The 23,254-nt window shown below is 60.9% G+C and carries 16 protein-coding genes; 5 read left to right on the top strand and 11 right to left on the bottom strand.

Translation table 11 applies throughout. The annotated features are described in order from the left end of the window. Positions 1 to 219 precede the first annotated feature (219 nt). The 4 genes from AC1DIS_RS02765 to AC1DIS_RS02750 form a co-directional block, all read right to left on the bottom strand. On the bottom strand, positions 220 to 1,890 hold the full coding sequence (locus tag AC1DIS_RS02765) for a bifunctional protein-serine/threonine kinase/phosphatase (RefSeq protein ID WP_064619175.1): 1,671 nt from the start codon (positions 1,888 to 1,890) through the stop codon (positions 220 to 222). Between the two features lie 7 nt (positions 1,891 to 1,897). Next, a complete protein-coding gene (locus tag AC1DIS_RS02760; RefSeq protein WP_477743794.1) occupies positions 1,898 to 3,109 on the bottom strand; it encodes a nitrate/nitrite transporter in 1,212 nt (403 codons plus the stop codon). A 317-nt stretch (positions 3,110 to 3,426) separates the two neighbouring features. Then, positions 3,427 to 4,002, bottom strand: coding sequence for an ANTAR domain-containing response regulator (locus tag AC1DIS_RS02755; protein WP_018925269.1), 576 nt, complete (start codon positions 4,000 to 4,002; stop codon positions 3,427 to 3,429). A 15-nt stretch (positions 4,003 to 4,017) separates the two neighbouring features. Next, complete coding sequence (locus AC1DIS_RS02750; RefSeq protein WP_477743793.1) at positions 4,018 to 5,229, bottom strand: CmpA/NrtA family ABC transporter substrate-binding protein; 1,212 nt, start codon at positions 5,227 to 5,229, stop codon at positions 4,018 to 4,020. A gap of 226 nt (positions 5,230 to 5,455) precedes the next feature. Here AC1DIS_RS02750 and AC1DIS_RS02745 point away from each other — a divergent pair, with 226 nt between their 5' ends. Continuing rightward, complete coding sequence (locus tag AC1DIS_RS02745) at positions 5,456 to 6,475, top strand: quinone-dependent dihydroorotate dehydrogenase (RefSeq protein WP_026286344.1); 1,020 nt, start codon at positions 5,456 to 5,458, stop codon at positions 6,473 to 6,475. 312 nt (positions 6,476 to 6,787) lie between these two features. Here the strand turns inward: AC1DIS_RS02745 and rmf are convergent, their stop codons facing one another. Beyond that, the gene (gene rmf / locus AC1DIS_RS02740; RefSeq protein ID WP_003223300.1) at positions 6,788 to 7,003 is read right to left on the bottom strand and encodes a ribosome modulation factor; all 216 of its coding nucleotides are present in this window, start codon (positions 7,001 to 7,003) and stop codon (positions 6,788 to 6,790) included. A gap of 531 nt (positions 7,004 to 7,534) precedes the next feature. Between rmf and rlmKL the strand changes: the two genes are divergently transcribed. Both rlmKL and AC1DIS_RS02730 read left to right on the top strand, forming a co-directional pair. Next, positions 7,535 to 9,805: a bifunctional 23S rRNA (guanine(2069)-N(7))-methyltransferase RlmK/23S rRNA (guanine(2445)-N(2))-methyltransferase RlmL gene (gene rlmKL, locus AC1DIS_RS02735; RefSeq protein ID WP_477743791.1), complete on the top strand. Its 2,271-nt coding sequence runs from the start codon at positions 7,535 to 7,537 to the stop codon at positions 9,803 to 9,805. 143 nt (positions 9,806 to 9,948) lie between these two features. Continuing rightward, entirely contained in the window at positions 9,949 to 12,339 is a 2,391-nt protein-coding gene (locus AC1DIS_RS02730) for a sensor domain-containing diguanylate cyclase (RefSeq protein ID WP_477743790.1), read from the top strand. 95 nt (positions 12,340 to 12,434) lie between these two features. On the opposite strand, the gene dacB is transcribed toward AC1DIS_RS02730, so the two are convergent. Further along, entirely contained in the window at positions 12,435 to 13,895 is a 1,461-nt protein-coding gene (dacB, locus tag AC1DIS_RS02725; protein ID WP_477743789.1) for a D-alanyl-D-alanine carboxypeptidase/D-alanyl-D-alanine endopeptidase, read from the bottom strand. 234 nt (positions 13,896 to 14,129) lie between these two features. Here dacB and AC1DIS_RS02720 point away from each other — a divergent pair, with 234 nt between their 5' ends. Continuing rightward, entirely contained in the window at positions 14,130 to 14,474 is a 345-nt protein-coding gene (locus AC1DIS_RS02720; RefSeq protein WP_018925275.1) for a YggL family protein, read from the top strand. Positions 14,475 to 14,512: 38 nt separating this feature from the next. On the opposite strand, the gene AC1DIS_RS02715 is transcribed toward AC1DIS_RS02720, so the two are convergent. Further along, positions 14,513 to 15,703: a benzoate/H(+) symporter BenE family transporter gene (locus tag AC1DIS_RS02715; protein ID WP_018925276.1), complete on the bottom strand. Its 1,191-nt coding sequence runs from the start codon at positions 15,701 to 15,703 to the stop codon at positions 14,513 to 14,515. Between the two features lie 409 nt (positions 15,704 to 16,112). Here AC1DIS_RS02715 and AC1DIS_RS02710 point away from each other — a divergent pair, with 409 nt between their 5' ends. Further along, a complete protein-coding gene (locus AC1DIS_RS02710; protein ID WP_007941070.1) occupies positions 16,113 to 16,877 on the top strand; it encodes a GntR family transcriptional regulator in 765 nt (254 codons plus the stop codon). A 90-nt stretch (positions 16,878 to 16,967) separates the two neighbouring features. Here the strand turns inward: AC1DIS_RS02710 and guaD are convergent, their stop codons facing one another. From guaD to xdhA, 4 genes are all read right to left on the bottom strand, one after another. Then, on the bottom strand, positions 16,968 to 18,266 hold the full coding sequence (gene guaD, locus AC1DIS_RS02705) for a guanine deaminase (protein ID WP_477780755.1): 1,299 nt from the start codon (positions 18,264 to 18,266) through the stop codon (positions 16,968 to 16,970). Positions 18,267 to 18,327: 61 nt separating this feature from the next. Further along, positions 18,328 to 19,173 (bottom strand): xanthine dehydrogenase accessory protein XdhC, encoded by an 846-nt coding sequence (gene xdhC / locus AC1DIS_RS02700; protein WP_477780754.1) that lies wholly within the window; start codon positions 19,171 to 19,173, stop codon positions 18,328 to 18,330. A 124-nt stretch (positions 19,174 to 19,297) separates the two neighbouring features. Further along, complete coding sequence (xdhB, locus tag AC1DIS_RS02695) at positions 19,298 to 21,694, bottom strand: xanthine dehydrogenase molybdopterin binding subunit (RefSeq protein WP_477743787.1); 2,397 nt, start codon at positions 21,692 to 21,694, stop codon at positions 19,298 to 19,300. Then, positions 21,687 to 23,141, bottom strand: a complete 1,455-nt coding sequence (gene xdhA / locus AC1DIS_RS02690; protein ID WP_477743786.1) for a xanthine dehydrogenase small subunit — start codon at positions 23,139 to 23,141, stop codon at positions 21,687 to 21,689. Before xdhA ends, xdhB begins: the two co-directional genes overlap by 8 nt. Between the last annotated feature and the right edge of the window lie 113 nt (positions 23,142 to 23,254).

Raw genomic sequence — 23,254 nt, 5'->3', positions numbered from 1 at the left:
TTATGTCTGTTGGGAAAGGTAATGCAGTGGTTGTGCCAAGTCTCGCAAGGGCCGGATTTATGGGCTCTGGTCATGGGAGGAGGGTGTTTGCGTGCACCGGTTCAAGGCGCGATGCCCGGTTTTGAAGCAGAAAAATCAAAAGCTCGCAGCCTACGGCAGCTCCCGCAGGAGATCGTGGGCTCCCGAAGGAGCTGCCGCAGGCTGCGATCTTTTGATCTTTTAACCGTGAAACAACAAAAACAGCAGCACCAGATTCACCAGCAACGACACCAGTGCCAACGTCCGCCAAACCTTCAACGGCTCGCGCTCCAGCAACGGTCTGGGTCGCACGCTCAAACTGCGTCGTTCTCCCTGTTCCAGCAGCAACAACCATTCTTCGGCCGTTTCAAAGCGCTGATCCGGGGCTACCGCCACCGCGCGCTCCAGACTTTGCGCGATCCATTCCGGCAGGTCGGGCCGGTAGCGACTGGCGCTGACAGGCACGCCAAACCGTGGGCGCTGGAACGCTTCGATTTCGCCGTAGGGATAATGCCCGGTGAGCAGGTAGTACAAGGTCACGCCGACGGCATACAGATCCTGTTGTGGTGTCGGCAGGTCGCCGCGAAACGCTTCTGGCGCGATATAGCTGGGCGTTCCAGGCAGGGCGAAGGCTTGATCTTCGGACAGCCCCGGACAGTAGGCGAGGCCGAAATCCAGCAGGCGCAACTCGCCGTCGTCCCCCAGCAGCAGGTTCTCCGGTTTGATATCGCGATGCAGGATCTGCCGTCGATGCAGGATGCCGACAGCCCGCAGCAAGCGTTCGGCCAGGTCCTGCCATTGCGCCAGTGGCAGCGTTGTGACGCGCTCATGCAACTCAGCCAGGGTCGACCCGGAATACTCACGCATCACGTAATACAAATGCTGACGCTGACTGGCGGCATGGACTTCAGGGAAATGCCGACCGGCTACACGCTTGAGAAACCATTCCTCCGACAACAATGCCTGCCCGGCCTGGTGATCGTCACGCAGAGCGCCGGGCAAGGTTTTCAGTAGCCAGCGCTGTTGTTGTGCATCGCGCACCCGGTAGAGCAGCGATTGCTGGCTCTGGCCGAGGATCCCTTCGACCTGCCAGCCTTCGAAGGTCTGGCCCGGTTTCAGTGCAGGCGGCAGAGGCCATTGCTGCAGGTGAATCAGTGCATCGCCAATGCTGGTTTCGCCAAGGGCATCGACCCGCACCAGCAGGGCGCTGGCATTATCCTGGCTGCCGGCCAGGTGCGCGGCGCTGACCAGGGTCTGCGCGGCACTGTTGAGGTCAGGTTGATCGCGCAGAATCGCCGCGATGGCGGTGTCGCCCAGCACGGCCCAGATGCCGTCGCTGAGCAGCACGAAACTCTCGTTCAGGCGCAGTTCGCCATCCAGAAAGTCCAGCACCAGATGTTGATCCAGCCCCAGGGCCCGCTTGAGCACATGCTGCATGCCCGGCTGGTCCCAGACGTGATCCTCGCTCACCCGTTGCAAGGTGTCGGCGTGCCAGCGGTAAACCCGGCAATCGCCGACATGCGCCAAAGTGAAACGCCTGCCACGCATCACCAAGGCACTGACCGTGGTCAGCAGCGGTTGCCCACCGCCGTTGGCCTGCAACCAGCGGTTTTGCGCCAGTAGCAGGCGATCGAGTGCCTGGGCGACACCCCAGGTTTCCGGTGTGGCGTAATAATCCAGCGCCAAGGCCTGCAAGGTCGAACGGGCCGCGAGACCGCCATCGGCGCATTGGCTGACGCCGTCGGCGATGGCGAACAGGTAACCCTTGCTCGCCGCCAGTGCCGGAGCCGGAGTGACCAGGCGCAGAGCGTCCTGGTTCTCTTCGCGAGGGCCGATGGCGCTGGCTTCGGCAAAACTCAGTTGCAGGCTCATTCAATCCTCACACGCGAGCAGCGGTGACGGCTGCCGAACCCCAAGTGGTTCTCCAGCGACGTTTCACCCCGTGCAGACCGAACCAGGCGAGTACGCCGAGACTGGCGAACAACCACAAGGCCATTTGATAGCTGCCGGTACTTTGCTTGATCGCGCCCATGCCGGCCGCCAGTGCGAAGCCACCGATGCCGCCGGCCATGCCGATCAAACCGGTCATCACACCGATCTCCCGACGAAAACGCTGTGGGACCAACTGGAATACCGCACCGTTACCTGCACCTAAACCGAGCATAGTGCAGACGAAAAGCGCCAATGCTGCGTAGGAACTCGGCAGATTGAAACCCACGGTCGCAATGCAGATCGCTGCCACGGTGTACATCGCCAACAGGGTGCGAATCCCGCCGAAGCGATCCGCCAGCGCGCCGCCCAGCGGACGCATCAGGCTGCCACCGAACACGCAAGCAGCGGTGTAGTAACCGGCAGTGACCGGGCTCAGGCCGTACTGGTCATTGAAGTAGCCGGGCAGGGCGCTGGCCAGACCGATGAAGCCGCCGAAGGTCACGCTGTAGAAAAACATGAACCACCAGCTGTCGCGGTCACCCAGGGCCTTGAGGTAGTCGGCCATGGACTTGGCTTTCGGCCGCTCAGGGGCGTTCTTGGCCAGCCAAGCGAAGACGATCAGGGTCAGGATCAACGGGATCAGGGCGAAGCCGAACACGTTGCTCCAGCCATACGCGGCGGCCAGCACCGGAGCGATCAGGGCGGCCAGCACGGTGCCCGAGTTACCGGCACCGGCGATGCCCATGGCTTTGCCTTGGTGCTGCGGCGGATACCATTGCGAGGCCAGCGGCAGGGCGACGGCGAAAGACGCACCGGCCATGCCGAGGAACAGGCCCAGCAACAGCGCCTGCTCGTAACTGTGGATGCCGACTTTCCAGGCAACGAGCAGGGCGCTGATGACGATTATCTGGCCGATGATCCCGGCGGTTTTTGGCGACAGGCGATCAGCCAGCAGGCCCATCGTAAAGCGCAATACGGCACCGGCCAGAATCGGCGTGGCCACCACCAGCCCGCGCTGTTGGGTGGTCAGGTGCAGGTCAGCGGCGATCTGCACCGCCAGGGGGCCGAGCAGGTACCAGACCATGAAGCTCAGATCGAAATAGAGGAAGGCTGCGAACAGTGTCGGGGTATGGCCGGATTTCCAGAAGCTTGAATTCATCGCGCACCTCAGCTGTCAGGCGTATCAAGAAGGAGTCATGAGCTTGCAGGTGGGGCGCCGCAACGGCCGCACCACCAGCCCCGGTCTCTGGGGCCAAAACGGAAAAACGCCGCTACCTGATTCGCAAAAGGGGGCGAATGAGGTGAGCGACGTCTTTGTCGTAGGTGGGGCAACCGCCGTTGGTTACCTTGCAGGGATTACTTAGCGAGATCTGTGCCAACAAGGGAAACCGAGTCGCGGCCTTCGCGGGCAAGCCTTGCTCCTACAGGTATTGTGCTTGCACTTGTAGGAGCGAGGCTTGCCCGCGAAGGTGTCCTTCAGCCAAGCAACTCACTCATGGCAATGATCTGTTCCGCCACCTGTATCAGCTTCTGCTGGCGGCTCATGGCCTGGCGGCGCATCAGGGTGTAGGCCTCTTCTTCGTTGCAGTCCTTCATCTTCATCAGCAGCCCCTTGGCCAGCTCGATGCGCTTGCGCTCGGCCAGTTGCTGGTCGCGGGCGTGCAGTTGCGCGCGCAGGGCCTGATCGCTTTCAAAGCGAGCCATGGCCACGTCGAGAATCGGCTGCAAGCGTTGTGCGTGAATGCCTTCGACGATGTAGGCACTGACGCCGGACTTGATCGCCTGGCGCATCACGCCGGGATCGTGCTCGTCGGTGAACATCACGATTGGCCGTGGTTGGTCGCGAGTAACCAGCACCACTTGTTCCATCACATCGCGGCTCGGTGACTCGGTATCGATCAGAATCACGTCCGGACGCACCGTTTCGACGCGCGCGGGCAGGTCAATGGTCAGGCCGGACTCGTCGATGACTTCGAACCCGGCTTCGGTCAGGGCCGCTTTCAGACGCCCGACTTTTTTCGCGGTGTCATTGATCAGCAGGATACGCAACATATTCGCAGGCTCCTGTCAGCGGCTGGCGAGAAGGGGAGCGCTGTCGCTCATGGCGTGCAGCGTAAAACTGCGGGCATAGCCGACCGGGTCCGAACCGTCCCAGATCTTGCCGTCGATCAGTTGACTGCTGCGCATTTCCTGACCACGGGCGGGCACGCCGACAGCGGCGGCGGCCTCACTGTATAAGTCTAGTTGCTGGACTTGGCGGGCCACGCCGAGGTAATCCGGGTCGTCACGCAGCAAACCCCAGCGACGGAACTGGGTCATGAACCACATGCCGTCGGACAGATACGGCAGATTGACCTCGCCGTCACTGTGGAAACGCACCGCGTGCGGGTCTTGCCAGCGATTGCCCAGGCCGTCGGTATAGTCACCGAGCAAGCGCGGTTCGATGCAATCGAGCGGGGCATCGAGGTATTCGGGGGCGCTCAACAGTTGCGCGGTGCTGCGGCGATTTTCGCGGCTGGCTTCGATGAAGCGGCTGGCCTCGAGGATCGCCATCACCAGGGCCCGGGCGGTATTGGGGTATTGCTCGACGAAGGCGCGGGTGCAGCCGAGGACTTTTTCCGGGTGGTCGGGCCAGATGGTCTGGGTGGTGGCCATGGTGAAACCGAGATTCTGTTGCACCGCACTGGCAGCCCACGGTTCGCCGACGCAGAACCCGTCGATGCGCCCGGCTTGCAGGTGCGCGACCATTTGCGGCGGGGGCACCACCACGCTGTCGACATCCTGCAACGGATGAATGCCCTGGCTCGCCAGCCAGTAATACAGCCACATGGCGTGGGTGCCTGTGGGAAATGTCTGGGCGAAGGTCAGTTTTGGGCGACTTTGGTGCACGTGATGGTCCAGTGCTTCAGGACTGGTCACGCCCAGGGCCTGCAAGCCGTGGGAGAGGTTGATGCTCTGGCCGTTCTGGTTCAGGCCCATGAGCACGGCCATGTCGGTGGAGGCTACGCCGCCGATGCCCAGGTGCACTGCGTAGATCAGGCCGTACAGGCTGTGGGCGGCGTCGAGTTCGCCGCTGACCAGTTTGTCCCGCAGGTTGGCCCAGGACGACTGGCGCTTGAGGTTCAGGGTCAGACCGTAAGGCTGGGCGAAGCCCTGGGTGGCGGCGACCACCACTGAGGCGCAGTCGCTCAGAGCCATGAAGCCAAGGTTTATTTCGGTTTTTTCCGGGGCATCGCTGCCGTTGACCCAGGCCAGTGGGCCGGCTGATGGTTCGTTCATCGATTTGCACCTTCCAAAAAAAACGTCGTCCCATGGCCTCTGCGCGAGCAGAGCCGGTGACGACGCCATTGTCCTTCCACTCATTCCGTCGTTGGCATGAGTGCTGATGATCATGTTGGTGCAAGGCATATGCCATCGCTGGCTGATTTTGTCGTGCGCCTCGCCTGTGGGCTCGATGCGCGGCTATAATCGCCGCCTCTCATCGCCACCCGAGTCAAGCCTGCCCATGTACACCCTGGCCCGTCAGCTGCTGTTCAAACTTTCCCCGGAAACCTCCCACGATCTGTCCCTGGACCTGATCGGCGCGGGCGGGCGTTTGGGCCTCAACGGCTTACTGTGCAAGGCGCCGGCGAAAATGCCGGTGACGGTCATGGGCCTGGAATTCCCGAACCCGGTGGGGCTGGCGGCCGGTCTGGACAAGAACGGCGCGGCGATCGACGGGTTTGCCCAACTGGGTTTCGGTTTCGTCGAAATCGGTACCATTACCCCGCGTCCGCAACCGGGTAATCCGAAACCACGGATTTTCCGCTTGCCCCAAGCCGAGGCGATTATCAACCGCATGGGTTTCAACAACCTCGGCGTCGATCACTTGCTCGCTCGCGTGGCGGCAGCCAAGTACAAGGGCGTGCTGGGTATCAATATCGGCAAGAACTTTGATACGCCGGTTGAACGTGCGGTTGACGACTACCTGATCTGCCTGGACAAGGTCTACGCACACGCCAGCTACGTGACGGTCAATGTCAGCTCGCCGAACACACCGGGCCTGCGCAGCCTGCAATTCGGCGATTCGCTCAAGCAATTGCTCGCCGACCTGGCCACGCGCCGGGCGGAATTGGCCCTGCGCCACGGCAAACATGTGCCGCTGGCGATCAAGATCGCACCGGACATGAGCGATGAAGAAACCGCTCAAGTCGCCCAGGCGTTGATCGAAACCGGGATGGATGCGGTGATCGCCACCAACACCACCCTGAGCCGCGTCGGCGTCGAAGGCCTGGAGCACGGTGACGAGGCGGGCGGATTGTCCGGCGCCCCGGTTCGCGACAAGAGCACCCACACCGTGAAGGTGCTGGCGGCGGAACTGGCCGGTCGCTTGCCGATCATCGCCGTGGGCGGTATCACCGAAGGCAAGCACGCGGCTGAGAAAATCGCCGCGGGTGCGAGCCTGGTGCAGATCTATTCGGGCTTTATCTATAAAGGCCCGGCACTGATTCGTGAATCGGTAGATGCCATCGCCGCGTTGCGCTGAAGCCTGATTTGGGCCCTGATGGTGGGGGCTTTTGTGGCGAGGGAGCTTGCTCCCGCTCGGCTGCGAAGCAGTCGTAAATCCTGCAACCGCGTTTTACCTGACACTCCGGGTTGATTGGTTTTGGGGCCGCATCGCAGCCCAGCGGGAGCAAGCTCCCTCGCCACAGAAACGACCTCACCACCGTAGTTTCTTTGCAGGCATAAAAAAGGGCTCCCCGAAGGAGCCCCTGGGCCGAAGCCCGCCGTCCGGATAGGACGTGCGTGGTTAAGTCGTAGCGTAATCAGATTGTCGTGTCGGAGTGTGTGCCCTGTATTAGCCGACGGCGTGAAGTTCGTTGAGTCTGTGGATTCCCGCAGTGCCGGTCATACCGTCCCAATTGTCGCCGCGTCCTTCTCGCCAGCCATTGATCCAGGCTTGGCGTACCGACGGTAGAGTAAAAGGGCAAAGCTCACGGGATTTACCACCAACGCCATATTGATATCCGCGCAAAAATGCTCTTTCCAACGGATCACGCTTAAGTCTTCTCATAGGGTGTTTCCCTCACTTGTTGACTGTATGTATCGCGTCGACCTCAATCGAGGTCAGGCAGAAAAATTCTGCCGTTGGTGGCTCGCTGCCGGCGTCGCGAGCCAAGGTGTTGACGCCGTTGCGACGTCAACCTGAGTGGAGTTCTAACCAATGCGTCACATCGAGGGAATGACCGTTTTGTCATAAGAACGTAACCATAAAGATGGTATGGCCATAAGTAACACGATATTTGTGCCGTGTTGATTGGCCAAAGCCCGGTATGATCGGCCCTTCGCTGGGATGCTGGGGGTTGCGCCTTAACGAGAATGACACCCGTTGCTCTTGGGTATTATTCGACGAAGGGTCGACTTATGACATTTTGTTTCATCAACTTTTTTATCTGCCCTGGCATCTAAGCTCTTTTAACCCGAGCAGTCAGGGTGGGACGGCACACCTTCGTGCCACGCGGGCGTTCTGTTAGAAAAACGCCTGATTGAAAACCGGATCGGCAACGCGTTGCCGGTTCACTTAGCTAAAGGCTCTGGAATTACCATGTCCGATCGTTTCGAACTCTTCCTCACTTGCCCCAAAGGCCTTGAAGGTCTGCTCATCGAGGAAGCCGTCGGGCTTGGCCTTGAGGAAGCACGCGAGCACACCTCGGCTGTGCGCGGCATGGCCACCATGGAAACCGCTTATCGCCTGTGCCTGTGGTCGCGTCTGGCGAACCGGGTGCTGTTGGTGCTCAAGCGCTTCCCGATGAAGGACGCCGAAGATCTCTATCACGGCGTGCTGGATATCGATTGGCAAGACCACATGCTCAACGACGGCACCCTGGCCGTCGAATTCAGCGGTCACGGCTCTGGCATCGACAACACGCACTTCGGCGCCTTGAAGGTCAAGGATGCCATCGTCGACAAACTGCGCACCCCGCAAGGCGATCGCCCGTCCATCGACAAGCTCAACCCCGACCTGCGCGTTCACCTGCGTCTGGACCGTGGCGAAGCCATCCTGTCCCTCGACCTGTCCGGGCACAGCCTGCACCAGCGCGGTTATCGCTTGCAGCAAGGCGCGGCGCCGCTGAAGGAAAACCTCGCGGCAGCGATTCTGATCCGTTCCGGCTGGCCGCGCATTGCCGCCGATGGTGGCGCGCTGGCTGACCCGATGTGCGGTGTCGGCACGTTCCTGGTGGAAGCCGCCATGATCGCCGCCGATATGGCGCCGAACCTGCGCCGTGAGCAGTGGGGCTTCACCGCCTGGCTCGGTCACGTACCGGCGCTGTGGAAAAAACTCCACGAAGAAGCCACTGAACGCGCCGCGGCCGGCCTGGCCAAGCCACCGCTGTGGATTCGCGGTTACGAAGCCGACCCACGCCTGATTCAACCGGGCCGCAACAACGTCGAACGTGCCGGCCTGAGCGAGTGGATCAAGATTTACCAGGGCGAAGTGGCAACGTTCGAGCCGCGCCCGGACCAGAACCAGAAAGGCCTGGTGATCTGCAACCCTCCGTACGGCGAGCGTCTGGGCGATGAGGCGAGCCTGCTCTACCTCTACCAGAACCTCGGCGAGCGTCTGCGTCAGGCGTGCTTGAACTGGGAGGCGGCGGTGTTCACCGGCGCTCCGGATCTGGGCAAGCGCATGGGCATCCGCAGCCACAAACAGTATTCGTTCTGGAACGGCGCGTTGCCGTGCAAATTGCTGTTGATCAAGGTCACGCCAGACCAGTTCGTCACCGGCGAGCGTCGCACCCCGGAACAGCGTCAGGCCGAGCGTGAACAGGCGGCCTACGATGAAGCACCGAGTGAGCCGCAAGAGCGCAAGTACAACAAGAACGGCAATCCGATCAAACCGGCTCCGGCACCCGCCCCGGTGATTGAGCAACCGCGCTTGAGCGAAGGTGGGCAGATGTTTGCCAATCGTCTGCAAAAGAACGTCAAGGCGCTGGGCAAGTGGGTCAAGCGTGAAGGCATCGACTGCTACCGCGTCTACGATGCCGACATGCCGGAATATTCCATGGCCATCGACCTGTATCACGACTGGGTCCACGTTCAGGAATACGCCGCGCCGAAATCCATCGATCCGGAAAAAGCCTCGGCGCGGATGTTCGATGCCCTCGCGGCAATCCCGCAGGCGTTGAACATCGACAAGAGCCGCGTGGTGGTCAAGCGTCGCGAACGTCAGAGCGGCACCAAGCAGTACGAACGCCAGAGCGCCCAGGGCAAGTTCAACGAGGTTAACGAAGGCGGCGTGAAGCTGCTGGTGAACCTCACCGACTACCTCGACACCGGGTTGTTCCTCGACCACCGGCCGATGCGCATGCGGATTCAGAAAGAGGCGGCCGGCAAACGCTTCCTCAACCTGTATTGCTACACCGCGACGGCCAGTGTGCATGCGGCCAAGGGCGGTGCGCGCAGCACCACCAGCGTCGACCTGTCGAAAACTTACCTGGACTGGGCGCGGCGCAATCTGTCGCTGAACGGTTTCTCCGACAAGAACCGTCTGGAGCAGGGCGACGTGATGGCCTGGCTCGACGCCTGCCGTGACGAATACGACCTGATCTTCATCGACCCGCCGACCTTCTCCAACTCCAAACGCATGGAAGGGATCTTCGACGTGCAGCGTGACCAGGTGCAGTTGATCGACCTGGCCATGGCGCGACTGGCACCGGGTGGGGTGTTGTACTTCTCCAACAACTTCCGCAAGTTCCAGCTCGAGGAAAACCTCACCGAGCGTTATGCCATTGAAGAAATCACGGCCCAGACCATCGATCCGGATTTCGCCCGTAATGGCAAGATCCACCGTGCCTGGAAGATCACTGCTCGCTGACACTTAAGCCTGATTGGATCCACAGAGCCTTGATTTTTAAAGGCTCTTTGGTTCTTTCAGTGCTGGTCAAATTAGTGGCTAATAGCTATAACTCAACTCATGGCCAATGGGCTTTCCGGCACCTGGCGTTATGAGTTGCGTTTATGTCGTTACACGCCGTGCGCCCCAAGATCCTGGGTTTTATCAGCGAAGATGTCTCGGCCTGGCTGGTCGCGCTGCTGGTATTGCTCGTCGGCGGGATTCTTACGGGGTTGCTGGCCTGGGCAACACTCAATCAGTTTCATCAGCAAATGCGGCAACGTTTCCAACTGCTCGCCAGTGAACGCTACAGCCGTATCGTAGAACGTTTCGAAGATCAGGAGCAGCGCCTTGATGGCCTGCGCCGGTTCTTCGCCAATTCCGAGTCGGTGTCCCGCGAGGAATTCGACGGTTACGCCAAACCTCTTTTGCGGCGCACTCAAGCCTATTCCTGGGCACCACGGGTTTCCCGCGCCGAACGCCCCTTGCTTGAACGCTTCGTGCATGACGAAGGCTTGAGCAATTTCACCTTTCGCGAACTCACCGCCGACGGCCAGTTGCAACCGGCCGCGGAACGGGACGAGTACGTGCCGGTGCTCTATACCCAAACCCAGAGCCGACTGCCCACGCCGCTGGGTTACGACCTGCTGGCCCAGCCCCTGCGCCGTTTGACCCTGGAGCGTGCCGATCGAACTGGCGGCATGGTTGTCTCGCAACCATTGCATCTGGTAGGCATTGAGCCTGCCTATTCACGGGGTGTGTTGCTGGTGGCACCGGTCAGCCGTCAGCAGCTGCCGGGCACCACGCCCGCCGGGTATGTGATGGCGGTGATCAGCATGCGCCAGCTGCTGGCGGACGGGCTGCCGGAAGAGAATCATGATTCTCTCTCGGTGCGCATTCTCGACTTGTCCACCGATGACCAACACGAAGTGCTGTACGAGTCGACCAACCCGGCGGGGGCCAGTGACTTATCCTCCACGCGCTTGCTGCGCCTGGCCGACCACGATTATCAAGTGGATATGCGCCCCAGTGCTGCGTTCCTGCAAGCCAACCATTCTTCAGTGACCAGCCAGGTGGTGCTGGGTGGTTTACTCAGCTTGTTGCTCAGTGTGTTTCTCTATGTGTTGGTCAGCCAGCGGCAACGGGCGCTGAAAATGGTCGAGCAACGGACCGAGGAACTGCACGCCCGTGAGCAAGAGCTGCGCGGCACGCATGGCCAATTGCGCGGCGTGCTGGATGCTGCGACTCAGGTGGCGATCATCGCCACCGACCTGCGGGGGATCGTCAGCACTTTCAATGCCGGTGCCGAGCACATGCTCGGTTACTCCAGTGCGCAGGCCGTGGGCCACATGACCCTGGAAAACCTGCACCTGCCCCGGGAGCTCGAGGCGCGGTCGGCGGAGTTGAGCGCGCGCTATGGCAAGCCGATTCCGACCTGTCAGGCCATGTTGGTCGAAGGCGGGGAAGAGGGCGGTCATGAAGCCCGGGAGTGGACGCTGGTGCGCCGCGACGGTAGCCATTTGACGGTGAACATGCTGGCGACCCCAGTTCTCGACGAACAAGGGCTGTGGGTTGGGCACCTGGCGATCTGTATCGACGTCACCGAGCGCAAGCGTGTCCACGAGGCTCTGGCGGCGCGGGACCTATTGTTGAAGAAGCTCAGTGCCCATGTGCCCGGCGGGATTTACCAGTTCAAGATGGAGTTCGATGGGCGCTTCAGCATTATCTACGCCAGCGACGGGATGCGCGAGATCTACGAACTCGAATTGGAGGTACTGCTGAGCAATGCCGAAGCGGTGTTCTCGCGGATTCATCCTCAGGACTCGCGCCGGGTCCGCGCGTCGATCCAGGTGTCGGCGGACAACCTCAGCCCCTGGCGCGAAGAGTATCGCGTGCAATTGCCCGAGCGTGGCCTGCGCTGGGTCCGCGGCGAAGCAACGCCGGAGGAACTGCCCGGTGGCGGTGTGCTGTGGCATGGCTACATTTCGGACATTTCCGACCTCAAGCGGGTGGAAGAGGAGTTGCGCGCACTGTCGGTGACCGACTCATTGACCGGGATCTATAACCGCCGCTACTTCCAGGAGCGCCTGACCACCGAAATGGCCCGGGTCGAGCGCGGCGGTGGCGAGTTGTCGGTGATCATGCTCGACATCGACCACTTCAAACGCATCAATGACCAGCACGGCCATGCCGTGGGCGATCGGGTATTGCAGGCGGTGTGTGAGCGTATTGGCCGTCGCCTGCGGCGCACCGATGTGTTCTGTCGCCTGGGGGGCGAAGAGTTCATGGTGCTCTGTCCGGACATCGACGGCGAGCAGGCTCATGTGCTGGCCTTGGAACTATGGCAAGGGTTGCGCAGTTCGCCGATCGACGAGGTGGGTATCGTTACCGCAAGTTTCGGGATTGCCAGCTGGCGGGCCGGGGAAGGCGCGGATGCGTTGCTGTTGCGGGCGGATTCGGGGGTTTACGCGGCGAAGCAGGCGGGAAGGGATCGGGTTGAGGGGCAGATGAGTTAGGTCTGCATACAGACCCTGTTGGAGATTCTATGTTGCAGGGTTGCCCTGCAACATAGAATCTCCAACATTGGATCTGGGGTGTTCTATGGATCCGGTTACAACACCGATGCCGTGGTCGGCAGCTTCGGCTGGCGATACAAGTCCAGCAGCACCTGATCCAGCACCGAAGACGCGCCAAACGGAGCCTTGTCGTTAAGGATCGCCACCACTGCCCAGGTATTGCCATTGACATCGCGGCTGAAGCCGGAGATGGCACGCACGGTGTTCAGGGTGCCAGTCTTGACGTGGGCTTCACCGGTCATGGCCGTGCGCTTCAGGCGTTTGCGCATGGTGCCGTCGGTGCCGGCAATCGGCATCGAGCTGATGAACTCGGCGGCGTACGGGCTGCGCCAGGCGGCTTGCAGCATCGCGGCCATTTCACGCGCGCTTACCCGTTCGGCGCGGGACAGGCCGGAGCCGTTCTCCATCACCAGGTGCGGTGCGGTGATGCCTTTCTGCGCCAGCCATTGACGCACCACGCGCTGGGCCGCTTTGGCGTCATCACTGTCGGCGTCGGTGCGGAATTTCTGGCCCAGGCTCAGGAACAACTGCTGAGCCATGGTGTTGTTACTGTACTTGTTGATGTCGCGAATGATTTCCGCCAGGTCTGGCGAGTAGGCCCGGGCCAGCACCTTGGCGCTGCTCGGCGTCGGTGCCAGACGATCCTGGCCCTGGATGCTGCCGCCCAGTTCCTTCCAGATCGCGCGCACGGCGCCGGCGGTGTAGGTCGCGTGGTCGAGTAGCGACAGGTAGGTCTGGGAGCTGCAACCTTCGCCCAACTGGCCGCCGACGGTCACGGTGACGCTGCCATCAGCCTGGGTCACCGGGTTGTAGCGCACGCCCCCGGTGCATTGCTTGGAGTTGAGCGCCTTGACCTGATTGTCGATGCGGATGCTGGCAATCGGCGGCTCGACCGACACCAGGACCTTGCCCGAATCGTTGCGGGCCACGAAACGCAGGGCCTTGAGGTTGACCAGCAGTGCGTCGGGCTTGACCAGGAACGGTTTGTTCTCGTCATTGCCGTCGTCGTTGAACTCGGGCAGTTGCGGCTGCACGAAGAAGCCGCGGTCCAGCACCAGGTCACCGGTGACCTGGGTCACGCCATTGGCGCGCAAGTCGCGCATCAGCAGCCAGAGTTTTTCCATGTTCAGCTTCGGATCGCCGCCACCCTTGAGGTAGAGGTTACCGTTGAGGATGCCACCGCTGAGGGTGCCGTCGGTGTAGAACTCGGTTTTCCACTGATGGTTCGGGCCAAGCATTTCCAGCGCCGCATAGGTGGTGACCAGTTTCATGGTCGAGGCCGGGTTGACCGAAACGTCAGCGTTATAAACGGTTGAGGTGCCCGGGCCATTAAGCGGGATCATCACCAGCGACAAGGCACTGTCCGGCAATTTGCTGGCCTTGAGGGCCTTTTCAACGTTGGGCGACAGGGCGGTGTTGATCGGTGCGGCGGAAACGGGGAGGGCCAGGGGCAGAAGAAGGCTGGCCAGCAGCAATGGACGCAAAGATTTGATCATCTGAAATAAAACCCTACAGCCGAGGGGAAAAAAGACGAGGGCATGGTGATAAATTCCCTCAGCGGTCATGAAAGTGTCGGCATTATGCCCCAAGGTGCAAGGGCTTGTGCCGCACCTTGGTCGACTAATCCGCTATTTTTTTACCGACGGTAGACGTCGCGCCGTTCTGAGGCGGGTAATCGGCGCCTTAAACTGCTAAAGTGCCGCCCGTTATTACTTATGAGGATTGTTCCAATGGCGACTAACCGTTCCCAGCGTCTGCGCAAAAAACTGTGCGTCGATGAATTTCAAGAGCTGGGTTTCGAACTGAACCTGGATTTCAAAGAAGATTTGGCTGATGAAGCCATTGATGCTTTCCTCGACGCGTTCCTGAAAGAAGCCATGGAAGCCAACGGTCTGGGTTATGTGGGCGGCGATGACTTCGGTCTGGTTTGCCTGCAGAAGCGTGGCTCGGTGACCGAAGCACAGCGTGCCGCTGTTGAAGCCTGGCTCAAGGGCCGTAGTGAATTGACCAGCGCTGAAGTCAGCCCGCTGATCGACGTCTGGTACCCGGAAAAGCCGATCAATCCGGTAGCCTGATGTTCAAAAAAACGGCGACCCAAGGGTCGCCGTTTTTTTCAGGCCTTGCGCCAATTCAGAATCACCAGCGTCAACACCCCCGCGACAATCCCCCAGAACGCCGAACCGATGGAAAACAGCGTCAGCCCCGATGCCGTCACCATAAAGGTAATCAGCGCCGCTTCCCGTTCCTGCACTTGCGCCATGGCAATGCTCAGCCCGTTGATGATTGAGCCGAACAGCGCCAGCGCGGCAATCGACAGCACCAGTTCTTTAGGCAACGCGGCAAACAACGCCGCCAGTGTCGCGCCGAACACTCCGGCAATCCCGTAGAAAATCCCGCACCAGACCGCTGCCGTGTAGCGCTTGTTGCGATCCTCATGGGCGTGCGGCCCGGTGCAGATCGCTGCGCTGATGGCGGCCAGGTTGATGCCGTGGGAGCCGAACGGTGCCAACAGCAGCGAGGCAATCCCAGTGGTGGTGATCAGCGGCGAGGCCGGGACGTTGTAGCCGTCGGCGCGCAAAACGGCGATGCCCGGCATGTTCTGCGAGGTCATCGCCACCACGAACAGCGGGATGCCGATGCTGATGGTCGCGGCCAGGGAGAAATGCGGCGTGGTCCAGACCGGCGTCGCGACTTCCAGGTGAAAGCCACTGAAATCCAGCAACCCCATGAAACCGGCCAGCGCGGTGCCGATCAACAGTGCCGCAAGCACGGCGTAGCGTGGCGACAGGCGCTTGACCAGCAGATACGTGAAGAACATCCCCAGGACCAGCGCGGTGCGGTGCTGGGCGGCGACGAAAATCTCGCTGCCGATCTTGAACAGAATCCCCGCCAGCAACGCCGCCGCCAACGAGGCCGGAATCTTTTTCACCAGCCGTTCGAAACTGCCCGTCAGGCCGCACACGGTCACCAACACTGCGCAAGTAATGTAGGCGCCGATGGCCTCGCCGTAGCTGACACCGCCCAGGCTGGTGATCAGCAACGCCGCGCCGGGGGTCGACCAGGCAATGGTAATCGGGGTGCGATAGCGCAAGGACAGGCCGATCGAGCACACCGCCATGCCGATGGAGATCGCCCAGATCCACGACGAAATCTGCCCGCTGCTCAGGCCCGCCGCTTGGCCTGCCTGGAACATCAGCACCAGCGAACTGGTGTAACCGGTCATCATGGCGATGAACCCGGCGACAATGGCCGAGGGCGACGTGTCGGTCAGGGGACGAAGCTGCGTGTGCGTGGCGTCGGTCATGACAGCGGTGTTCCTTGTTTTATAGAAATAATCAACTCCGGGGAGCTTTTGTGGCGAGGGAGCTTGCTCCCGCTGGGCTGCGAAGCGGCCCCCCAAACAATCCAATGCGCTCAGATAGATGAAGCGCGTTAGCAGCATCAACGACGGCTTCGCCGCCGAGCGGGAGCAAGCTCCCTCGCCACAATGGTCTCTTCACTTCAGTTCCCGCCCACAGGTTTGCGCGTTCAAGCCTAAACTGAAACGTAACCGGGCGTTGCGATACAGCAAAGGCGACAAACAGCCGTACAGTCGTGTTGCCACCCGCCATTGTGTACAATTGCAGTGTTTTTTACGCGATACTTGCCAGTGACCCACTGTGCCGTATTACAGTCACGGTCAATTCGCCGCAGTTCTCCCGACTCGAGTGCCCATGAACGAACAGTTGCAACCCCTCAAGAAACAACCGCGAGCAGGCAAAGCCGGCCGCAGCGGTACCCAGGACGATATTGTCTACGCGCATATCTTCGAGGCCATCCTCGAACAGCGTCTGGCGCCCGGCACCAAGTTGAGCGAAGAAGCGCTGGGGGAAATTTTCGGGGTCAGCCGCACCATCATTCGCCGCGCGCTGTCGCGTCTGGCCCATGAAGGCGTGGTGTTGCTGCGTCCGAATCGCGGCGCTGTCGTTGCCAGCCCGAGTGTCGAGGAGGCTCGCCAGGTGTTCATGGCGCGGCGGCTGGTGGAGCGGGCGATCACTGAGTTGGCGGTGCAGCACGCCACTGCCGAGCAGATTGCCGACTTGCGGCAGATGGTCAACGACGAGCGCGACAGCTTCTCCCGTGGCGATCGCGGTGCCGGTATTCGTCTGTCGGGCGAGTTTCACTTGAAACTGGCCGAGGCGGCGAAGAACGCGCCGCTGATCAGCTTCCAGCGCAGCCTGGTGTCCCAGACATCGCTGATCATCGCCCAGTATGAGAGCGGCAACCGTTCCCACTGTTCCTACGATGAACACACCCAGCTGATCGACGCCATCGAAGCGCGGGACGCGACGCTGGCGGTGGATTTGATGATGCATCACATGGACCACATCGACAGCAAACTCAACCTCGACGAAGAAAGCGCGTCGGATGATTTGCATGCGGTGTTCTCGCATCTGTTGCAGACCAAGAAGCCAGGGCGCTCGACTGCCAAGCTATAAATCGGGCCGAGTCGCGATAGCGGTCTGACAGGCGACAAAAAAATCCCCCGCAATCAATGAATGCGGGGGATTTTTTATGCCCGAAAAACCTTAACGCTGATGCACCAGATTCCCCGCCGCGTACGTCTGCAGCACAGTCCGATCATCCCCCAGCGTCATCAACACAAACAACGTCTCGGCAATGTTATTGGCCTGCTTCAGGCGATAGCTCAGCAGCGGCGTCGCGTTGTAGTCCAGCACCAGGAAGTCCGCGTCGGTGCCCGGTTGCAGGGTGCCGATCTTGTCTTCCAGGCGCAGCGCGCGGGCACCGCCGAGGGTGGCGAGGTAAAGCGACTTGAACGGGCTCAGCCGTGCGCCTTGCAGCTGCATGACCTTGTACGCTTCGTTCAGGGTTTGCAGCAGCGAGAAACTGGTGCCGCCGCCGACGTCCGTGCCCAGTCCGACATTCAGTTTGTGCTTCTCGGCCATCGGCAGGTTGAACAAGCCGCTGCCGAGGAAGAAGTTCGAGGTCGGGCAGAACGCAATCGCCGATCCGGTCTGCGCCAGGCGCGCGCATTCGTCGTCGCACAGGTGCACGCCGTGGGCGAACACCGAGCGCTCGCCGAGCAGTTGGTAGTGATCGTAGACGTCCAGGTAGCCCTTGCGCTCCGGGAACAGTGCCTTGACCCACTCGACTTCCTTGAGGTTTTCGCTGATGTGAGTCTGCATGTACAGATCCGGGTATTCGCTGAGCAACTGGCCGGCGAGGGTCAGTTGCTCCGGGGTGCTGGTCGGGGCGAAGCGCGGGGTGACGGCGTAATGCAGGCGGCCCTTGCCGTGCCAGCGTTCGATCAGCGCCTTGCTTTCGACGTAGCTCGATTCGGCAGTGTCAGTCAGGTAGTCCGRCGCGTTGCGATCCATCATCACCTTGCCGGCGATCATCCGCAGATCCAGTTGCTCGGCAGCCTCGAAAAACGAGTTCACCGATTGCGGATGCACGCTGCCGAAGACCAGGGCGGTGGTGGTGCCGTTGCGCAGCAGTTCCTTGATGAAAATATCCGCCACTTCGTCAGCGTGAGCCTTGTCGGCGAACTGGCTTTCGCACGGGAAGGTGTAGGTGTTCAGCCAGTCCAGCAGTTGCTCGCCGTAGGCGCCGACCATGCCGGTTTGCGGCAGGTGAATGTGGGTATCGATGAAACCGGGGGTGATCAGTGCGTCCTGATGATGGGCGATCTCGATGTCGGCCGGCAGCGTTGGCAGCAATTCGCTGGCGTGGCCGATGGCGTTGATCTGGCCGTTCTCGACCACCAGCAGGCCGTCTTCGAAATACTCATACGAGGCTTCGATACCCACTTCGGCAGGGTCGGCGATGCTGTGCAGAATGGCGGCGCGGTAGGCTTTGCGAGTCATTGGCTTGGGTTCTCAATTGGTTCGAAGCTTTTCAATTCGAGGCTTTTCAGTTCGAAGCTCTTCAGTTAGAAGCTTGGCTGCGGCGCGAAGCAGGCAGCAGTTTGGCGATCGATGATCCGGCGCTGGCGGTGTGCTGGCCGAAATTCGCGTTATAGGTGGCGATGATTTCGCCGGCGATGGAGATGGCGATTTCCACAGGTAACTTGCCTTTGACTTCGCCCAGCCCCATCGGGCAGCGCATGCGTTGCAGCACGGCGCTGTCGAAACCACGATCACGCAGGCGGTGTTCGAATTTCACCCGTTTGGTTTTCGAACCGATCAGGCCGAAGTAGGCGAAGTCGTTGCGCTTGAGGATCGCGGCGGTGRGTTCGAGGTCGAGCTGGTGGTTGTGAGTCATGACAATGCAGTAGCTGCCAGCGGGCAGGTCATCGACTTCATCCAGCGGTTCTTCGGTGACGATTTTGCGCACACCGTGGGGGATCTGTTCGGGGAATTCGGCTTCCCGCGAATCGATCCAGCGCACCCGGCAGGGCAGGCTGGCGAGCAGCGGCACCAGCGCCCGACCGACGTGTCCGGCGCCGAATACAGCAATCTGCGCTTGCACCTGGCCCATCGGTTCGAACAGCAGCACGGTCACGCCGCCGCAGCACTGGCCCAGGCTGGCGCCGAGGCTGAAGCGCTCCAGATGGGTGTCCTGCCGGCCGCTGGCAAGCATCTCGCGGCCGATCTGCATGGCCTTGTATTCCAGATGCCCGCCACCAATGGTGTCGAACGTTTGCGTGGCGCTGATGACCATCTTCGAGCCGGCATTGCGCGGCGTCGAGCCGAGCTCTTCGATGATGGTCACCAACACACAGGGTTCACCCCGGTTTTGCAGGTCGGCGAGGGCGTCGATCCAGTTATACATGTTCACCTCTCAAGATCGTTCCCACGCTCGGCGTGGGAATGCATCTCTGGACGCTCCGCGTCCGCTGTTCACAATGCGACGCAGAGCGTCGCGGGCTGTATTCCCACGCAGAGCGTGGGAACGATCAAACCACTACTTCCGACTCAGTTTCGACGGCCTTCACCGCCTTCAACTGACGCATCTGCTCACAGCCCCACAACACCCGCTCTGGCGTCGCCGGCGCGTCGATTTTCGGTTGATGCCGGTAGTCGCCCAAACTCGCCACGGCGTCCTTGATCGCGCACCAGACGGCGATGCCAAGCATGAACGGCGGCTCACCCACAGCCTTGGAATGGAACACCGTGTCTTCCGGGTTCTTGCGGTTTTCCACCAGCTTCACCCGCAGGTCCAACGGCATGTCCGCCACGGCCGGGATTTTGTAGCTGGCCGGGCCGTTGGTCATCAGTTTGCCTTTGTCGTTCCACACCAGTTCTTCCATGGTCAGCCAGCCCATGCCCTGGATGAAACCGCCCTCGACCTGACCGATGTCGATGGCCGGGTTCAGCGAGGCGCCGACGTCGTGGAGGATGTCGGTACGCAGCATCTTGTACTCGCCGGTCAGGGTGTCGACGATCACCTCGGCGCAGGCCGCGCCGAAGGCGTAGTAGTAGAACGGCCGACCGCGAGCCTGACTGCGGTCGTAGTAGATTTTCGGAGTCTTGTAGAAGCCAGTGCTCGACAACGACACCTGGGCGAAATACGCCTGCTGGATCAGCGCTTCGAACGTCAGGATGTGATCGCGAACCCGCACATGACCGTTGTGGAATTCCACGTCTTCTTCGCTGACCTTGTATTGTCGCGCGGTAAATTCCACCAGGCGTTTCTTGATGATTTCCGCGGCATTCTGTGCGGCTTTACCGTTGAGGTCGGCGCCGCTGGAAGCGGCGGTCGGCGAGGTGTTCGGCACTTTGTCGGTGTTGGTCGCGGTGATCTGCACCCGGTCCATTTCCACCTGGAATACTTCAGCCACCACTTGTGCAACCTTGGTGTTCAGGCCCTGGCCCATCTCGGTGCCGCCGTGGTTCAGGTGGATGCTGCCGTCGGTGTAGACATGCACCAGCGCACCGGCCTGGTTGAGGAAACTGGCGGTGAAGGAAATACCGAATTTCACCGGGGTCAGCGCCAGGCCTTTTTTCAGGATCGGGCTGTTGGCGTTGTAGCGACGAATCGCTTCGCGACGCTCGGCGTACTGGCTGCTGGCTTCCAGTTCGGCGGTCATTTCCTCGAGCATGTTGTGCTCGACGGTCTGGTAGTAATGGGTGACGTTGCGCTCGGTCTTGCCGTAGTAGTTGGCCTTGCGCACCGCCAGCGGATCGAGGGCCAGATGACGGGCTATGGCGTCCATCACTTCTTCGATCGCAACCATGCCTTGTGGGCCACCGAAGCCACGGTAAGCGGTGTTCGATGCGGTGTTGGTCTTGCAGCGGTGACCATTGATGGTCGCATCGCCCAGGTAGTACGAGTTGTCGGCATGGAACATCGCGCGGTCGACAATCGACGCCGACAAATCCGGTGAGCAACCGCAGTTACCGGCCAGCTCCAGGGCGATGCCGTGCAGGCGGCCGGTGCTGTCGAAGCCTACGTCGTACTCGACGTAGAACGGGTGACGCTTGCCGGTCATCAGCATGTCTTCAACACGCGGCAGGCGCATTTTTGTGGGTTGACCGGTCAGGTGCGCGATCACCGCGCACAGGCACGCCGGGCTTGCCGCCTGGGTTTCCTTGCCGCCGAAACCACCGCCCATGCGGCGCATGTCGACGACGATCTTGTTCATCGACACGTCCAGCACTTCGGCCACCAGTTTCTGCACTTCGGTGGGGTTCTGGGTCGAGCAGTAAACGATCATCCCGCCGTCTTCAGTCGGCATCACCGAGGAGATCTGGGTTTCCAGATAAAAGTGTTCCTGGCCGCCGATGTGCAGCGTGCCCTGGATACGATGCTCGGCAGTGGCCAAGGCATTGGCCGAATCGCCGCGCTGGTGGGTATGGCTGTCGAGCACGAAATGGCGTTTGCGCAGGGCTTCGACCACGTCCAGAACCGGTTCGAGGTCTTCGTATACGATGATCGCTGCCATCGCGGCTTTGCGCGCGGTTTCCAGGTCTTTCGCGGCGACGGCGAGAACCGGTTGGCCGACGAACTGCACATCATCGATGGCCAGCAGCGGATCGCCCGGCAACAGCGGGCCGATGTCTTTCAGGCCCGGCACGTCTTCGTGGGTGATGGCGATGCGCACGCCTTCGAAGGCGTAGCAGGGCTGGGTGTCGATGCTGATGATTTTCGCGTGGGCGCGATCCGACAGCCGTGCGTATACGTGCAGCTGATTGGGGAATTCCAGCCGATCGTCGATGTACTGCGCTTCACCGGACACATGCTTGGCGGCGCTGTCGTGCTTGACGCTGCGGCCGACGCCGGTGGTCAGGTCCTTGGCGAACAATTCAGCCAGTTCGGCTTGGGTCTTCTCTACGGCGTGATGATTAGACATAAGCGGTCACCCGAGTCTCGATGTGCGGTGTTTGCAGTTCGATGAAGTATTTGCGCAGCAGGTTCTGCGCGCTGAGCAGGCGGTATTCCTTGCTGGCGCGGAAGTCCGAGAGCGGTGTGAAATCTTCGGCCAGTGCGGCGCAGGCGCGTTCAATGGTGGCGTTGTTGAACGGTGCGCCAACCAGCGCGGCTTCGCAGTTTTTCGCACGTTTCGGGATGGCCGCCATGCCGCCGAAAGCAACGCGGGCGTCGGCGACTACGCCATTGTCGATGCGCAGGTTGAATGCTGCGCAGACTGCGGAAATGTCGTCGTCCAGACGCTTTGACACCTTGTAGGCGCGGAACAGTTGTTCAGCGCTGGCGCGGGGCACGATGATCTTCTCGATGAACTCGCTTTCCTGGCGTGCGGTGACCCGGTAATCGATGAAGTAATCTTCCAGGGCCAGGGTGCGGCGAGTCTCGCCTTTGCACAGCACGATCTGCGCGCCAAGGGCGATCAGCAGCGGTGGCGAGTCACCGATCGGCGAGGCGTTGCCGATATTGCCGCCGAGGGTGCCCTGGTTGCGAATCTGCAACGAAGCGAAGCGCTGCAGCAATTCGCCGAAGTCCGGGTACTCGGCCTTCAAAGCGTCGTAACAGTCGGAGAGGGCGGTGGCGGCGCCGATTTCCAGGCGATCGTCGAAGCGATCGATGCGCTTCATTTCGGCGACGTTGCCGACGTAGATCATCACCGGCAAGGTGCGGTGGAATTGCGTGACTTCCAGCGCCAGGTCGGTACCGCCGGCCAGCAGGCGGGCCTGTGGATAAGCGTCGTAGAGGTCGGCCAGATCGGCCACGGTCAACGGCACCAGGCAGCGTTTGTCGCCACTGTTGAGTTCACCGATGTCGGTGGGGGCGATGGCTTTCAGGCGAGCGATGGTTTGCGCTTCGCGAGCATCGAACTGGTCCGGTTGCTTGTTGCAGCAGGATTGCTCGGCGGCGGCCAGGATCGGCCGATAACCGGTGCAGCGGCAGAGGTTGCCGGCCAGCGCTTCATGGGCCTTGTGGGAGTCCGGTTGATCGCTGTTCTTTTGCAGGGCGAACAACGACATGACAAAGCCCGGGGTGCAGAAGCCGCACTGCGAGCCGTGGCACTCGACCATGGCTTTTTGTACGCTGTGCAGTTGGCCTTGGTGCTTGAGGTCTTCGACGCTGATCAGTTGCTTGCCGTGCAGCGACGAAATAAAGGTCAGGCACGAGTTGAGGCTGCGATAGCGAATGTGTTCGCGGCCATCGTCATCCGTCTGCAGCTCGCCGACCACCACAGTGCACGCGCCACAGTCACCGCTGGCGCAGCCTTCTTTGGTGCCGGGTTTGCCCACATGTTCGCGCAAGTAATTGAGCACAGTCAGGTTCGGGTCCAGGGCGTGCTCGCTACGGAGTTCCTGGTTGAGTAAAAACTGGATCACGGATGGCCTCGCAAACTCATTATTGTTGTTAACCGACATGAGCCGAATTTATCAGGTCTGACTTTCCGGTCAATGATTTTCTGACTTAAAGGTCAGGAAATGGCATTTTGTCG

It is taken from the genome of Pseudomonas sp. 05N433, from assembly GCF_056396925.1.
This window is presented reverse-complemented; position numbering and strand designations above follow the sequence as displayed.